Source organism: Microbacterium proteolyticum, from assembly GCF_029639405.1.
In the GTDB taxonomy this organism is placed as follows: Bacteria; Actinomycetota; Actinomycetes; order Actinomycetales; family Microbacteriaceae; genus Microbacterium.
The window spans coordinates 37,124-52,615 of sequence record NZ_CP121274.1 but is presented as its reverse complement, the minus strand read 5'-3'; the positions used below and the strand labels follow the sequence as shown (position 1 = coordinate 52,615).

Genomic DNA, 15,492 nt, shown 5'->3' with positions numbered 1-15,492 from the left:
CGCTGACGCGTCCTCGCGCGCCCTGACGCCCCGCGCGGCCCGACGCCCCGCCCGCAGCGGGTGAGAACTCTCCGACGTGCGGGTGATCTCCGAGCGTTGAACCCCCGTGTACCGCCTGTTCATCCCCCGATGGACCTACGGAAACCGGGCGCGGCCATTTTCTTGCCTACGGACTGCAGCACGGGTGCCCGACCCACGAGCTCTGCGGCCGTCAGACAGGGGTGCCCGTGAGCGAGACGCTCTCCGATCGCGCAACGCGGCGCGCACGGATCGTGTTCGACACGTTCCGTTCGATCCACGACCCCCGCCTGGCAGCGTGGCTGCTGTTCCGCTCGCATCTGCTCCCGGAGTGGTCGATCACCGCCGGCAGCCTCAGCGAGACCACCCCGGACGGAGCCCTCACCCCGCTCGGAGTGTTCGGCGTCTGGCGTCTGCTCGCGACCAACAACCGCGAGCTCGCGCGCTGCGCCCGCATCTTCGTCTCCCCCCGGGCCGCATTCGACGCGGTCGTCGCCGAGCAGTCCCGCGTCGACGAGATGACCGTCACCGCCGTCCGCGGCCCGCAGTCGACCACGCACGGGTGGGTCATCCGCCGGGGCGACCGGCCGGTCCTCACCGCCGCGCGCTGGTACGAATCGGCGAGCGAGGCCGCCGCCGCGGGGCGCGCCGCCAGCACGGCGCTCGCCACCGCGACCGTGGCGCAGGGCGTGAGCATCGGTACCGCGTCGGGACGCCGCGCCCGGGTCGGCATGAACGCTCCGTGACCACGGCATCCGGACTCATCGCCGGTCGGTTCCGCCTCGAGGGACTGCTGGGCTCCGGGGGTACGGCATCGGTGTTCTCGGCGACCGACACGGTCCTGGATCGCCCCGTGGCGATCAAGATGCTCCATCCCCACCTCTCCGAGAGCGAGGCGGTGCGCGCGGCGTTCCTGGACGAAGCCCGGCGCACGGCCGCGGTCGCGCACCCCGGCATCGTCGAGGTCGTCGACATGGGGACGTTCCAGGACGGCGCCGTCACGATCGCCTGGATCGCCCAGGAACTGCTCGAGGGGACGACCCTCGCCGAGCACGTCCTCGCCCACGGTCCCCTCGGCGCCGCGGCGACGCGCCGCATCGGCGACATGATCCTCGGAGCCCTCGAGGCCGCGCACGCGGGCGGGCTCGTCCACCGCGACGTGTCTCCCGCGAACGTCCTCGTCCGCTTCGAGGGGACGACGCCGGCACGCGCGACTCTGCTCGACTTCGGGCTGGCGGATGCCGCGGGCCGGACGACCCGCGGCGACGACGTGCTGCGCAGCACCGCCTCGGCCACGGCCGGCGTCGTCGGCAACGCGCAGTACGCCTCGCCGGAACAGCTGCGCGGCGAGCCGGTGGGGGTCGCCGGCGACCTCTACCAGGTCGGCGGGCTGCTGTACTTCGCGCTCACCGGCCGCGCGCCCTTCGAAGGCGGAGACCGGGATGCCGTGGTCCGGGCGCAGCTGCACGCCCCACCCCCGGTGGCTTCGGTGCGGGCCCGCGGGGTGTCGCCCGCGCTCGACCGCGTGCTCGTGCGGGCGCTGCTCAAGGACCCGGCGGACCGCTTCGCCGACGCCGCCGAGATGCGCGCGGCGCTGCAGGCCGCGGCCCCCGCCCCGGCTCCGGTCGCGGCGACGCGGGTCCTGCGTCCCACGCCGAGGGTCACCGCGACGGTCGTGGAGGACCCCGCTCCGGAACCGGCCGGTGCCCCCGGACGGTTCCGGGACTCGGGTCCCGGCTGGGTGACCGCGATCGTCATCGTGGCCGTCCTCGCGCTCGTCGCCGTCGCCGTGCCGCTCATGGCCTCCGCCGGTCGGCCCGAGCCGGGGGCCGCCCCCACCGCGGCGGCGACCCCCGTGCCCAGCAGTGATCCGGGAGCCGATTCCAGCCCGAGCGCGACGCCGACCGCGGAGGTCGCGGTCGTCCCCGACCTCGGCTCGCTGCAGGACACACTCTCCGCCATCGAGGCCGCGGGGCTCGTCGCCGGCCCCGTGATCTCTCAGAACTCGGCGCTCGCCGCGGGATCGGTGCTCTCGTCGGATCCCGCCGCCGGCACGACCGTGCCCCGCGGCTCGACGGTGCGCCTGGTCGTGGCATCCGGGACGAACACCGTCCCCCCGATCGACGGGTGGGCGACCGGCGACGCCGATGCCGCGGTGCGCGCGGCGGGGTTCGTCCCCGAGGAGGTCGCGACCGTCTCGGACCGCCCCGCGGGGACCGTCATCGGCTCGACGCCGGCCCCCGGTGCGTCGGCGCAGGTCGGGTCCACGATCCGCCTGCTCGTGTCCAGCGGCCGCGCCGCGGTGCCCACGCCGACCCCGACCCCGACGACCACGGCGGGCCCGACGCCGACGGCCACGCCCACCCCGAGTCCGGGCGCGCCGTGAGCCGTCTCCGGCCGGTCGGGGCTCGGCATCCCTCGTTCACCTCCCGGCCAGGCGGCGTGGGCGGTCGCTCCCGGCGGCGTTCACGACCCGGATCTAGCGTCGCCAGTGCCGGCCTCCCGAGCCGGTACGAGGGACAACGGGCGCCTCGCGTCGCCGGTCGTCCGGACACCGCCGCGAGGCCGGACCCGCCCCGCGGGACACCGTCGCGGTGCCTCTGCACGACCTGCCCGACGCGACCGACGGAGAGCGCATGACGGACACCACCACGGAGGTTCTTCCTCCTCGATCCGAGCAGCAGGCTCCGGTCCGCCGCTCGCTGAAGAGCCGTCCGGTGCAGGCGGACCGGGTCTTCCGCGGGGCCGCCTACTCCGCGGGCTCGATCACCGTGGCGATCATGCTCGCGGTCGGCATCTTCCTCAGCATCCGCGCGGGTGACGCGCTCAGCGTCGCGGGGCCGTCGTTCCTCACCACGCAGGAGTGGTCGCCCGAGACCGGCAGCTTCGGCGTTGCGGCGGTGCTGTTCGGAACGGTCACGATCGCGCTCATCGCGATGGCGGTCTCCGTGCCGCTCGCGATGGGGACGGCCCTCCTCATCAGCGAGATCGTGCCGGTGCGGGCCCGGTCGCTCCTCATCACGATGGTCGACCTCATGGCCGCGGTCCCCAGCGTCGTGTTCGGCCTGTGGGGCGTGTTCTTCCTGCAGTCGGGCGTGATCCCGGTCGCGCAGTGGATCTCCACCTACTTCGCCTGGATCCCGATCTTCGCGGTCACCGACCCGTCGGGTGCGCGTCTGACCGAGGCCGGCGCCTTCACGTCCTCGGCCTTCATCGCCGGCATCGTGGTGGCGCTCATGGTCGTGCCGACGCAGACCTCGGTCATGCGCGAGGCGTTCTCGCAGGCTCCGCTCGGCGAGCGCGAAGGCGCGCTCGCGCTCGGTTCCACGCGGTGGGGCATGATCACCTCCGTCGTGCTGCCGTTCGGCCGCGGCGGCATCATCGGCGGCACGATGCTCGGCCTCGGCCGCGCCCTGGGCGAGACCATCGCCGTCGTGATGATCATCTCGCCGATCTTCACGATCAACCCGCAGGTGCTGAAGACCGGCACGAACTCGGTGTCCGCCCTCATCGCGCTCCGCTACGGCGAGGCGAGCCAGTTCGGCCTCTCGGCGCTCATGGCCGCGGGTCTCGTGCTGTTCATCATCACGCTCATCGTCAACTTCACGGCATCCACCATCGTCGCGCGGAGCCGGTCCGGAGCGGAGAGCAACTGATGGCCATCCTCACCACCGAAGCGCCGCCGTCCACGCCCGACGACGACGAGTCGAGCCGCTCCCGGACTTCCATCCCGGTGCGGCTCGGGACCGTCGGCGAACGGCGAGACGTGCGGACGGTGCCCTTCGGCGACCGGTTCGATCTGATCGGCAGTGCGGCGGCGGGCATCGCGCTGTCCAGCCTCATGTTCGGCTGGCTCACGCCGATGACGGGTGTCGTCGGGTGGATCGTGCTGTCGTTCATCGGGTTCCTCGGCATTTACGCCGTCATGACGGCGATGCGCGCGGACCGGTTGGCGATCAGCGAACGCATCATGACGGCGCTGTTCTACTCGGCGGGCGTGGTCCTCCTCGGTGCTCTCGCGTTCGTCGTCTTCTTCACGCTCGTGCGCGGGTCATCGGCGCTGGTCCACTTCAACTTCTTCGCCGAGACGATGAAGCTGGCCGGACCCCTCGACCCCCTCACGATGGGCGGCATCGCCCACGCGATCGTGGGAACCCTCATCCAGATCAGCATCGCGCTGATCATCACGATCCCGCTCGGGGTGACCACCGCGGTCTTCCTCAACGAGATCGGCGGCCCGTTCGCCCGGTTCGTCCGGACGATCTCGGATGCCATGACGGCGCTGCCCTCGATTGTGGCCGGCCTCTTCGTCTACGCCGCCGTGGTGACCCTCATCACCAATCAGCGCTCCGGATTCGCGGCATCCCTGGCCATCAGCGTGATGATGCTGCCCATCATCATCCGGGCCTCCGACGTCGTCCTGAGGCTCGTGCCGAACAACCTGCGCGAGGCCTCGTACGCGTTGGGGACGAGCCGGTGGAAGACCGTGTGGAGCGTCGTCCTACCGACTTCGCGCTCGGGCCTGGTGACCGCCGTGATCCTCGGCACGGCCCGCGGGATCGGGGAGACCTCGCCCGTGCTGCTGACCTCCGGCGTGACGGCCGAGATGAACCTGAACCCCTTCTCGGGTCCGATGATCTCGCTGCCGCTGCAGGTGTTCGACTTCGTCAAGTCGCCCGAACCGAACATGATCGCGCGCGGCTTCGGCGCGGCCGCCACCCTCGTCCTGCTCGTGCTGACCCTGTTCATCATCGCCCGCCTGATCGGCGGCCGCGGACCCGGGCAGCTCTCCGATCGCCAGCGCCGCGCCGCGGCCGTCGCGTCGGCGCGTGACCTGCAGCGCATCAGCGGGGGCTCGGACACCCCGCCCACGACGCGTGCCGCGCGCAAGGTCCGTCCCCCCAAGGGGAAGCCCCCCGTCGATCTCGAGTGGCGCCTCGCCGAGCGCGCCCTCACCAAACGAACCGCCCCACCCTCCGAGGAGAACCCGTCGTGAAATCCCGTCCCCGCTGGGCCCGCCTCGCCGCGGTGCTCGCGGCCGTCTCCCTCGTCGCGCTCATCCCGGCGCCCGCGCACGCCGACGGGTACGTCCCGATCTCCGGTTCCGGCTCGACGTGGTCGCAGAACGCGCTCGACCAGTGGCGCAAGAACGTCGCGAGCAACTACGGCATGACGGTGAACTACTCCGGCACCGGATCCAGCGCTGGTCGCACCGACTTCCGCAACAGCACGGTCGACTTCGCGATCAGCGAGATCCCGTTCCAGGACAACCCCGAGGACGGCTCGGCGCCCGAGACGACGTTCAGCGACGGCACGCCGCTGCAGGGCAGGTTCGCGTACATGCCGATCGTCGCCGGTGGTACGTCCCTGATGTACAACCTCAAGATCGGCGGCAAGCGCGTCACCAACCTCCGCCTCTCCGGCGAGGTGATCGCGAAGATCTTCAGCGGGCAGATCTCCAAGTGGAACGATCCCGCGATCCAGGCCGACAACCCCGCCCTCGCGATGCCCGACCGCGGCATCACGCCGGTCTACCGCTCCGACGGTTCCGGCACGAGCGCGCAGTTCACCCTCTGGATGTCGAAGCAGTTCGGCAACATCTGGACGCAGGGCATGCGGTCGCAGTTCCCGCAGATCAACGCCTCGTTCAAGGGTCAGAACGGCTCGCTCGGCGTCGCGGGATACGTCAGCCAGGACTACGGCGAGGGGGCCATCACCTACGTCGAGTACTCCTACGCGATGAAGTCGGGCTTCCCGGTGGTGAAGGTGCTCAACAAGGCCGGGTACTACGTCGAGCCGACGTACCAGTCGGTCGCCGTGGCGCTGATGTCGGCGGCGATCAACCCCGACCTCACGCAGAACCTCGACGGCGTGTACAACAGCACGGATCCGCGCGCGTACCCGATGTCGAGCTACTCGTACATGATCGTCCCGACGCAGACGAACAAGCTCTTCACGACGGAGAAGGGCAAGACCCTCAGCCGGTTCGCGAACTACATGCTGTGCGAGGGTCAGCAGCAGGCCTCGGCGCTGGGCTATTCGCCCCTGCCGATGAACCTGGTGCAGGCGGGCTCCGAGGTGCTCAAGGCCATTCCCGGCACCGAGGGACCGGTCGACTTCAACAAGTGCAACAACCCCACCTTCAAGCCGGGCGACTCACCCGCGAACAACCAGCTCGCCGCTTCGGCGCCCAATCCGCCGGACTGCGACAAGCAGGGCGCGACGCAGTGCGTCGAGGGAACCGGTGGAGCCCAGGAGGCCACGCCCGCGACCGGTTCGGGTGGAGTGTCGGGGGGCGCGAACAGCGCCGACGCGGCGGCGGCCGCGGGCGGGGCGGCAGCAGCTTCGGGCGCGGCTGCGGGGACCGCTGACGCGGCGGCCGGGACCGCGTCCGACCCGGTGTACGACGCGAACGGCGTCCTGGTCTCCGGGGGAGGGGCCGCGGCGAACGCGGCCGTGTCGTCACCGTTCACGCTGGCCGACGACGTGTGGGGCCCGCCGCAGTACATGATGCTCGTCGCCGCTCTCTTCGTGGTCGCCGCGATCGTCATCCCGCCCGTGGTCTCGCGGCGCTCCGGCGCGCGCTCGAACCGTCGGTGACGCAGCCGTCGGCTTCCGGCCCGCCGCCGGAAGCGTTCGCGTCTGGAGCACACCGCATCGGTATCTCGTTGTGGGCACGTTCATCCGGACGTCACCCGCGCGCTTTTAGCTCGACGAGGGTGTCCAGCCACCCGCAGAACCAAAGGACTTCACCCGTGTCTGACTCCCGTGAGCGCAGCGATGCCGAGGCCCCCGCGACCCCGTCGCGCCGCCGCCTCCGGATCCGCCGCGCGCACGCCGATGCGGCGAACCGGGGCGCGCGGCGCACCGTCCTGCCCCTGGCCGCGGGCCTCGTCGCCGGGGTCACCGTGTTCGCGCTGGTGTCCGGCGGTGTCGTGACCGACGGGCAGTCCGCCGCCGCCGCGTCCTCGTCCGCGGTGACCGTGACCGCCAAGCAGCAGGATGCCGCGGTCGACACGGCCCCGATGCCGGATCTGTCGGTCACGGTGTCGCAGACCCGTGGTCTGGTCGCGCAGGGCATCCGTCTGGACTGGACGGGCGGCAAGAAGTCCACCGCACCGTCGGCCGGCGGCAACGGCGGCGAGAACTTCCTCCAGGTGTTCATGTGCTGGGGCGACGATCCTTCGAACACGCAGCGACCGGACCGCACGACCTGCCAGTACGGCGGGGCGGGCAGCATCGGAGCGACCCGCGACGCCTACCGCAACTACGCCTCCATCGACGAGGTGCCCGAGGCCGACGTCGAGTACACCGCGCCCGGCTCCTTCATCTTCCCGCCCTACACGTCGATCCCGTTCATCGCCCGCGACGGCACCCGGGTCGACTCGATCAAACGCGACGCGACGACCGGCAAGAAGACGATCGACTCGTCCGTCGACGTCAACGCCAACCAGTTCTTCACCTCCTACACGACCAACGAGATCCCCTGGGTCGGATCGGGCGACGACGGAAAGGGGTCCGTCACGTTCGAGGTGCAGACCGCCGTCCAGTCCAACGGCCTGGGATGCGGAAACCCCGTCACGACCTCGGGTGTCACCGTCGGCGCGTCCTGCTGGCTCGTCGTCCTCCCGCGCGGAACCTCGGACAACGGCTCCACCAACATCACCCAGTCCGGTCTGTTCGCCGACTCCTGGCAGCACGCGCTGTCGGTGAAGCTGGACTTCGCCCCGGTCGGAACGGGATGCGCGATCGGTCAGACCGAGCGGCAGGTGGCCGGCAGCGAGCTCGCCGCCCTCGCGGTCGCGTCGTGGCAGCCGGTCGTCTGCAACCAGACGGGCGGATCCGTTTACTCCCTCATCACCAGCGCCGAGTCCGACGCTCTCCTCTCGGCATCCAAGAACGACCAGGCGCCCCTCGCGCTCACCAGCTACGCGCTCTCGACCGAGGGCAAGGACCCGCTGACGTACGCCCCCGTCGCCCTGAGCGGGGTGGCCATCTCGGTCGCGATCGACCGACTGCCCAACCCGAACGACAAGACCGTCCCGCAGGAGTGGAAGGACAAGGCGCGCACCCCGTTCAGCAGCGTGAACCTCACGCCCCGGCTGCTCGCGAAGCTCCTCAGCTACTCGTACCGCTCGTCGATCCCGACCGGGGCGGACCAGACCTACCTGACCGGGACCAACGAGTACAACATCACGCGGGATCCGGACTTCCTCGCCGTGAACGACCCGGAATGGCAGGCCCAGGACCTCCAGGGCGCCGCCATCGCTGACGTCATCGTCCCGCAGGGCCGATCGGATGCCGCCCGCGCGGTCTGGAAGTACATCTCCTCCGACAAGGACGCGATGGACTTCCTCGCGAGCAAGCCCGACCCGTGGGGCATGATCGTGAACCCCTGGTACTCCACGGACGCGGACGTCAACCCGACGAAGGTGCCCTTCTCGCTCGACCGCGACGATTTCCCCAAGGCCGACCCTGTCGAGGTCGTGCCCGCGAATCAGGCCCCCATCAACCTCGTGACGTGGCGCCCCTACGCCAACGACCTCTCCGCCATCGCCTATCTGACGCTCCGCGGCGACGGTCAGGGCCCCGGCCAGTGGGACCCGAACTCCATCCCGCCCAAGTACGGCAAGAACCCCCGCATGCTCCCGGGGAGCCAGCGTCTGCTCGGCCTGACCAGCGCCGCCGCCGCCGCGCGCTTCCAGGTCGTCACGGCGTCGTTGCGGAACCCCGCCGGCACGTTCACCGCTCCGTCGAGCACCGCGATGCGGGCCGCCGCCGACGTCATGACGCCGGCGGGCGCGGGGGACCGCGTCGTCGCGTTCGACCCCACCTCGTCGGTGGCCGCCGGCGCGCGGGACGCGTACCCGCTCACCATGCCGGTGTACGCGGCGACCAACGCCACCCTGACCGATCCCACGCTGCGCGCGGCCTACGCGAACCTCGTCCGGTTCGCGGTGGGCACCCAGGCCCAGACCCCGGGGACCGGGGTGGGGGAGCTGCCCGACGGCTACGTCGCACTTCCGGCGGCGTGGATCGAACAGGCGAAGGAAGCCGCGGACGTGATGCAGAACGGACCCAAGGCGACGGCATCCCCCGCGCCGTCGTCCGGGGGCTCCTACATCCCTTCGCAGCAGGCCGCGGCCTCGACGGGCGTCGTCTCGTCGGGCTCCTCGGGTGCCGCCTCGGCTCCGGTCGCTCCCGCGGCGACCGAATCCACCCCCGCCGCCGCGACCGGAGCGTCCAGCGGTGCCCTCGCCGGGGGCAAGACCCCCGACGATCCCGACGGCGGTGCCATCGGCGCCGCCCTGCCCATCAGCGTGCTGGCCGGTCTGGTCAGTGCCGTCGGTGTGCCCCTGATCACCCGTCTGAGAAGACGGGTCACCTGAAGCCTGCACCAGCCGGCTTCTTCGCAGCACCCACCCTCTGCACCCGAAAAGACAGGAAGAAATGAAGCTCAAGCGAATCGTCGCGTTCGGCGCGGCTGTTGGTGTCGCCCTTGCCGGCGCCGGCATGGCGTCGGCGGCCAACGCCGACCCGATCACCGACGGTTACTCGATCGTCGGTTCCGACACCCTGCAGGACGCCGTCAGCGCCCTCGCCAACGGCACCACCATCTCCGGCGCGTCGGTGAAGGTGTCCGGCAACGGCAAGTCGCTGGCATCCTGGGATGCCTTCACGCTCGGCGTCGCCGGCGGTGTCGGCAGCATCCAGACGAAGGCCTTCGGCCCCGTCTTCGACCGCCCCAACGGCTCGGGCGCCGGTCGTAACGCCCTCATCGCCTCCATCGGTGGTGTGAGCGGCTCGGCCTTCACCTACAACAGCGTCAACGTGAAGGACCAGGTCGACTTCGCCCGCAGCTCGTCGGTCGGCGGCACGGCCGGAACGCTCCTGACGTACGTTCCGTTCGGCCAGGACGCCATCGGTTACGCCTTCAAGCTCGGCAACGCCACCGGCGGCGCCAACGCGGCGGCGGCGACCAACGCGATCAACGACCTGACGAAGGACCAGCTGACCAGCATCTACTCGGCGACGTCGGGCTCGTCCGCGAGCTCGGTCCTCTCCGGGACCGGCTTCACGCTCAAGCCGCTCGGCCTCCAGTCGAGCTCGGGAACGTGGACCACCTTCCTCGGCAAGATCGGCCTCAGCACCACCACCCTCGGTGCCGCAGTCGACACGCGCAGCAACTCGATCCCCGAGAACGACGGTCGTGTCCTCACGCCCGCCGACAACGAGATCCAGATCATCCCGCTCTCCGTCGCCAACTACATCGGTCAGTCCAACGGCGCCGCTCGCATCAACACCTTCTCGGGTGTCTCGGTGGGCGCCATCGGTGGCGTGGCCGCCTTCACGGGTACCGCTCCGTCCCTCGTCCCCAGCACGAGCTACTACAACAGCGCCGACTGGGGTCGCACGGTCTACATCGTGGTCCCGACCGCCAAGATCACCTCCGACAACACGGCGTACGACGCCGGTGTCGCCGCTCTGGTCAACTCCTCCTCCACCTCGAGCCTCACCTACTGGGGCGCCTCGGGTTCGCCGACCACGACCAAGGCCGTCAAGGCCAAGTTCGGCTTCGGCGCTCCCACCGGCACCGTCGTCACCCGCAACAACTGATCCTGACAAACGAGAAAGAGACACGAACTCACATGAAGATCTCGCTCGCGAAGCGCGGCATCCTCGGCTTCGGTGCCGTGGTGACCGCCGCCGCGCTGTCGATCGTCCCCGCCGCCACGGCGTCGGCTGCGATCGTCCCGACGGTGGGCTCCGCTCACCCGGTCTACCTGCTCTCGGACCTCGACGGCACCCAGATCCCCGCCGGCACCGTGCTCGGCTGGAACGACTCGGCGCTGTTCTCGCCGGAGCCCAGCGATGAGGACTACAACAGCGTCTTCACGGTTCCCGAGAACACCGGCCAGGTCCGCAAGTTCCTCTCGCCGCGTGGCCAGGAGGCCAACGTCAACGCGTGGAACGCCTACGGCCCCCTGGGTCTGACGCCCAGCGGCATCCTGCTCCCGAACGCCATGCCCAGCGGCAACACCAGCGCCGGCCTCGGCTCGCCCTCGGGCAGCTCCGCGGTCGCGCAGGCCGGTGGCGACTACTCGCTCGGTATCGCGTTCTTCAACGGCAACCAGGTGCTCGAGGTGGACTTCGTCTACATCACGGTCACGGCCAACCAGCGGCCCGAGCTGGCGACCTGGACCTTCGCGACGCCGACGGCGCCCGCGACGGCTCCGACGGTCACCACGGCGGCGCTCAACGCCGCGACGGTCGGCACCGCCTTCTCGCAGACCCTCACCGCTGACGGCACCGCGCCGATCACGTGGGCGGTCAAGTCGGGCACGGCGCTCCCCGCCGGTCTCGCCCTCGACGGCACCACCGGTGTCATCTCGGGCACGCCCACCACGGCCGGTGCCTACAACGTGACGCTCGTCGCCACGAACACCGCCGGCTCCGCGGAGAAGGCCTTCTCGGGCACCGTCTCGGCTCCGGCCCCGACCGCCCCGACCAAGCCGGCCGGCTCGGACGCCAACCAGGTCACGATCACGGCGCCCGCCAAGGGCGACACGACCGTCACGGTGCCCGCCGGCATCGCCAACGCCAACAAGACGCTGACGGCGTGGGCCTGGTCCGACCCGACCAACCTCGGCAACGTCACGACCGACGCCAACGGCAACGCCATCGTCGACATCTCGGGCCTCCCCGCCGGTGACCACACCGTCGCCCTCACCCTCCCGGGTGACGGCACGTTCGCCGTCCAGGCGTGGGGCACGTTCTCGAAGGTCTCGGCCGCCGGTGACACCCTCACCGACACGGTCGACCTGACCGCTGCCGTGACCGCGAGCGACCTGTGGTCGCTCAACGCCGAGGCCACCGCGGTCGACTTCGGCAACGTCGCGCGCAACGCCAGCGTCAGCAAGAAGCTCGGCAAGGTCACCGTGGTCGACGACCGCAACGTCCTCAAGGGCTGGAACCTCACCGCTGCGGTGAGCGACTTCACGAACGCCGCGAACGACGTCATCCCGTCCTCCGCCCTCACCGTGGTGCCCGGCTTCTACGCCGGTTACACCCCGCTGGCCGGCATCACGACGGGCACCGGCTCGCAGCTGGCGACCTCGACGGCCGTCTCGACGCTCACCAGCGGTGCGCTCTTCGACGCCGACCTCACCTTCCAGGCTCCCAAGGACGCCCAGACCGGTGACTACAAGTCGACCCTGACCATCACGCTCGCCTCCAAGTGAGCTGACGGTCTGTTCGACCCGCAGTAAACCCGTGTGGGGGGATCGGTTCCGATCTCCCCACACGGTGCGTCCGGCCCCGGGTCTGGCCGATACGCCTCCGATCCCCTCGGATCAGCCCTCGTTCACCCGCGCGACATACCTACGTCGCCGCAGTCTGCGGAGATATACCGTGCTCTCCTTCACCTCGCGTCGCCGCCTCCCGGCTCTGGGCGTCGCACTGCTGGCCCTGGCGGCGACGCTGGCCCTCCTTCCTCCCACGGCCCCCGCGCGGGCCGATGACGGCGATGCCGCCGCCACCCCCGCCACCGTCGGTGTCGCCACCCGTCCCGCCGGCGAAGACGGTCGCCCCGATGGCCGGTCGCGCTTCACCTACACCGCGGACCCGGGGCAGACGGTCACCGATCGCGTGCTCGTCGGCAACACCGGCACCGCGCGCCAGGACTTCACGGTGTACGCCACGGATGCCTTCAACGGGGGCGACGGCGCGTTCTCGCTCCTGGCGACCGCCGACACCCCGACCGCGGTCGGTGCGTGGCTGCGCTTCGACGACGGCAGCGACCGCGTCAAGTTCTCGCTCGAGCCCGACGAGGTCCGGCTCCTGTCCTTCACGATCGCGTTCCCCGCGGACGCGACCCCCGGTGATCACGTCGGTGGCCTCGTGGCATCCGTCGTCGAGGAGGGGCAGCAGGTCAGCGTCGACCGCCGCGTCGCCACGTCGATCTTCGCCCGGGTGTCCGGCGACCTCCAGCCGGCGCTGAGCATCACGAGCTACGACGCGTCCTACGAGGGCGACTGGTGGAACCCGTTCAGCGGCAGCGTGAAGCTGCACTACACCGTCTCGAACCCGGGCAACGTGGCGCTCGCCGCGAACCTCACCTCGGGGGTCGCGACCTGGTTCGGCATCCCCGCGACGGGCCTGCAGGGCGGCAGCATCCCGATGCTGCTCCCCGGCAACACCGCGACGTACGAGTTCACCGTCGGCGGGGTCGGGCAGTGGCTGTACCTCAACCCGTCCACCGTGCTGAACCCGTTCGTCGACTCGCCCGACAGCTCCCAGCAGCTCACGGTCTCACCGATCACCCGTGACACCGTGACCTTCGGGGTGCCGTGGATGCTGCTGATCCTGCTCGCCCTGGCCGCGGTGATCTTCCTGCTGCTGCGGTGGCGCCGCCGCCGCGACGAAGAGCGTGCGCGTGAGTGGGTCGACTACATGGAGCGGGCGACGGCCGCCGAAGCCGAGGGCCTCGCGGGCGCCGCGAAGTCGGGATCGTCGTGAGACCCAGCCGTTCGGTCGCACCGCGTCTCGTCGTCGCCGCCGTGCTGCTCGCCTCGGTGGTGGGCGCGGCGGCCCCGGCGGTCGCAGCCGACGATCAGGAGGCCGGGACCCCGCTGTCCGTGACGATCACCGACGGATCCACGCCGACGCCGACGGCGAGCACGTCGACGGGACCCACCGGTTCGAGCTCGGGCTCGGGGTCATCGGGCACCGGGTCGTCGGTCGGGGGGTCGTCGGGCGGGACCACGTCCGGCTCCAGCGGCAGCGCGGGCGGGACGGGCGGCGGGACGACGCAGCCGCAGACCAACACCGCGGGGGAGGTGAGCGTGGCCGGGATGCTCTACGTCGGAGGCCTGAACGGGTCCACGGCTCCGTCCGTGAATCCCGCCGACGGGACCGTCGACCTCTGGTTCACCGTGCGCAACGCCTCGACGTCCGTCATCGACGCGACGGCGGAGTTCTCCGTCGACGGGGCCCTGTTCTCCAACCGCCTCGACACCACCAGTGACGTGGCGATCACGGCGCTCCAGCCCGGCGAGACCCGCGTCGTGTCCGCGTCGTTGCACGGGGCCGGGCAGTGGACGCTGCTCACGGGGCACGTGACGTTGACCCCGCCGGAGTCCGTCGACGGCACCGCGCTGTCGCCGGTCACGCGCGACGGATTCTTCCTGCTCTTCCCGTGGCTGATCCTCGCGATCCTGGTCATCGTCGCGATCGCGTGGGTGACGGTGCGGGTCGTCCGCGATGCCCTGCCCCCGGTCCCCGTGGCGGCCACGACATGACCCTTCAGGAAGACCGCGCCGCCGAGGCGCCGACGCGCCCCCTCCCGCCGCGCCCGCCGAAGCCTCCGCGTCGCCCCCCGCGGCGCCGTCCCCAGTACGCGCCGCTGACACCGGTGCAGGTGTTCCTGCGCGGGACGTTGGTGTCGATCTCGGTGCTGATCCTGGTGTTCCTCGGCAACGTGCTGCTGGTGAGCCACATCACGCATTTCGCGTCGCAGCAGGAGTTGCGCGACACCTTCCGGGCACAGCTGTCGGCGGGAACCGCGCCGGTCAGCGAGGGCGACTTCGAGGATCACCTGCTCGACGACGGTGCGCCCGTCGCCCTGCTCTCGATCCCGCAGCTCGGCATCGACGAGGTGGTGGCGGAGGGGACGACCTCGGGCGTCCTCATGGGGGGTCCCGGTCACCGTCGCGACACCGTGCTGCCCGGGCAGGCGGGAGTCAGCGTCATCATGGGCCGGACCGCCGCGTTCGGCGGGCCGTTCCGCAGCATCCAGACCCTGCAACCGGGCGAGGACTTCACCGTGCGCACAGGGCAGGGCGAGCAGACGTTCGAAGTGCTGGGCGTGCGCTACGCGGGCGATCCGACTCCTCCCGCGCCGGTGCGCGGCGAGAGCCGTCTGATCCTCATGGCCGCGCGCGGGGCCCCGTACCTGCCGACCGGCGTCGTCTACGTGGATGCCAAGGCCACCGGTGACGCGAAGGCGACCGGTGCCCGTCAGACGACATCCATGTCGCTGCCCCCGCAGGCCAAGGCGATGGCGACGGACGTCACCACGGTGTGGGCGCTCGTCTTCGCCCTGCAGTTCCTCGTCGTCGCCGAGCTCCTGGCCGTCTGGGCGTACCGCCGCGTCGGGTGGCAGAAGACGTGGATCGTCTTCGCCCCCGTCCTGCTGCTGGCGAGCGTGTTCGTCTCGGACCAGCTGATCCGACTCCTCCCGAACCTCCTCTGACCCGAAAGCCGAACATGACCGACCGCCGCGATCCCGATCTCGAGGGCGCCGCCGCTCCCTCGGGCGATGACACCGCCGACCCGTTCATGACCGACGTGCTGAGCGCCGACGACGTCGCCGTTCTGCAGGACCTGGAGTCCGCTTCGGCGGGCGAGGTCACGACGGTCGCCCCCGTCGCGGAGCCGACCCCGGATGCCACGCGCGCGGGCCTCGGCATCTCC

General features: G+C 71.0%; 11 protein-coding genes. All 11 read left to right on the top strand.

Annotation, left to right across the window (positions count from 1 at the left end; genetic code table 11):
- The first annotated feature begins 227 nt into the window (after positions 1–227).
- Positions 228–764, top strand: a complete 537-nt coding sequence (locus P8R59_RS01050) for a hypothetical protein (RefSeq protein WP_160897428.1) — start codon at positions 228–230, stop codon at positions 762–764.
- Positions 761–2,404 (top strand): protein kinase domain-containing protein, encoded by a 1,644-nt coding sequence (locus tag P8R59_RS01045; protein WP_278102347.1) that lies wholly within the window; start codon positions 761–763, stop codon positions 2,402–2,404. Before P8R59_RS01050 ends, P8R59_RS01045 begins: the two co-directional genes overlap by 4 nt.
- Positions 2,405–2,654: 250 nt before the next feature.
- Positions 2,655–3,674 carry a phosphate ABC transporter permease subunit PstC gene (pstC, locus tag P8R59_RS01040; RefSeq protein ID WP_077052701.1) on the top strand — a complete coding sequence of 340 codons (1,020 nt, stop codon included), beginning with the start codon at positions 2,655–2,657 and terminating at the stop codon, positions 3,672–3,674.
- The gene (pstA, locus tag P8R59_RS01035) at positions 3,674–5,014 is read left to right on the top strand and encodes a phosphate ABC transporter permease PstA (RefSeq protein ID WP_278102346.1); all 1,341 of its coding nucleotides are present in this window, start codon (positions 3,674–3,676) and stop codon (positions 5,012–5,014) included. The genes pstC and pstA overlap by 1 nt, the downstream gene beginning before the upstream one ends.
- Positions 5,011–6,618 carry a phosphate ABC transporter substrate-binding protein PstS gene (gene pstS / locus P8R59_RS01030; RefSeq protein WP_278102345.1) on the top strand — a complete coding sequence of 536 codons (1,608 nt, stop codon included), beginning with the start codon at positions 5,011–5,013 and terminating at the stop codon, positions 6,616–6,618. The genes pstA and pstS overlap by 4 nt, the downstream gene beginning before the upstream one ends.
- Before the next feature lie 155 nt (positions 6,619–6,773).
- Positions 6,774–9,407 carry a hypothetical protein gene (locus P8R59_RS01025; RefSeq protein ID WP_278102344.1) on the top strand — a complete coding sequence of 878 codons (2,634 nt, stop codon included), beginning with the start codon at positions 6,774–6,776 and terminating at the stop codon, positions 9,405–9,407.
- A 61-nt stretch (positions 9,408–9,468) separates the two neighbouring features.
- On the top strand, positions 9,469–10,635 hold the full coding sequence (locus P8R59_RS01020; protein WP_278102343.1) for a hypothetical protein: 1,167 nt from the start codon (positions 9,469–9,471) through the stop codon (positions 10,633–10,635).
- Positions 10,636–10,667: 32 nt separating this feature from the next.
- Positions 10,668–12,260 carry an Ig domain-containing protein gene (locus tag P8R59_RS01015; RefSeq protein ID WP_278102342.1) on the top strand — a complete coding sequence of 531 codons (1,593 nt, stop codon included), beginning with the start codon at positions 10,668–10,670 and terminating at the stop codon, positions 12,258–12,260.
- Between the two features lie 169 nt (positions 12,261–12,429).
- Complete coding sequence (locus tag P8R59_RS01010) at positions 12,430–13,536, top strand: hypothetical protein (RefSeq protein ID WP_278102341.1); 1,107 nt, start codon at positions 12,430–12,432, stop codon at positions 13,534–13,536.
- Positions 13,533–14,318: a hypothetical protein gene (locus P8R59_RS01005; RefSeq protein ID WP_278102340.1), complete on the top strand. Its 786-nt coding sequence runs from the start codon at positions 13,533–13,535 to the stop codon at positions 14,316–14,318. The genes P8R59_RS01010 and P8R59_RS01005 overlap by 4 nt, the downstream gene beginning before the upstream one ends.
- The gene (locus P8R59_RS01000) at positions 14,315–15,271 is read left to right on the top strand and encodes a sortase (RefSeq protein WP_278102339.1); all 957 of its coding nucleotides are present in this window, start codon (positions 14,315–14,317) and stop codon (positions 15,269–15,271) included. Before P8R59_RS01005 ends, P8R59_RS01000 begins: the two co-directional genes overlap by 4 nt.
- The last annotated feature ends 221 nt before the right edge of the window (positions 15,272–15,492 follow it).

Excerpts from the sequence above, each read along its gene's own strand:
- P8R59_RS01020 (WP_278102343.1), top strand. The coding sequence starts at position 9,469 with ATGAAGCTCAAGCGAATCGTCGCGTTCGGCGCGGCTGTTGGTGTCGCC.
- pstC (WP_077052701.1), top strand. The coding sequence starts at position 2,655 with ATGACGGACACCACCACGGAGGTTCTTCCTCCTCGATCCGAGCAGCAG.
- pstA (WP_278102346.1), top strand. The coding sequence starts at position 3,674 with ATGGCCATCCTCACCACCGAAGCGCCGCCGTCCACGCCCGACGACGAC.
- P8R59_RS01015 (WP_278102342.1), top strand. The coding sequence starts at position 10,668 with ATGAAGATCTCGCTCGCGAAGCGCGGCATCCTCGGCTTCGGTGCCGTG.
- P8R59_RS01000 (WP_278102339.1), top strand. The coding sequence starts at position 14,315 with ATGACCCTTCAGGAAGACCGCGCCGCCGAGGCGCCGACGCGCCCCCTC.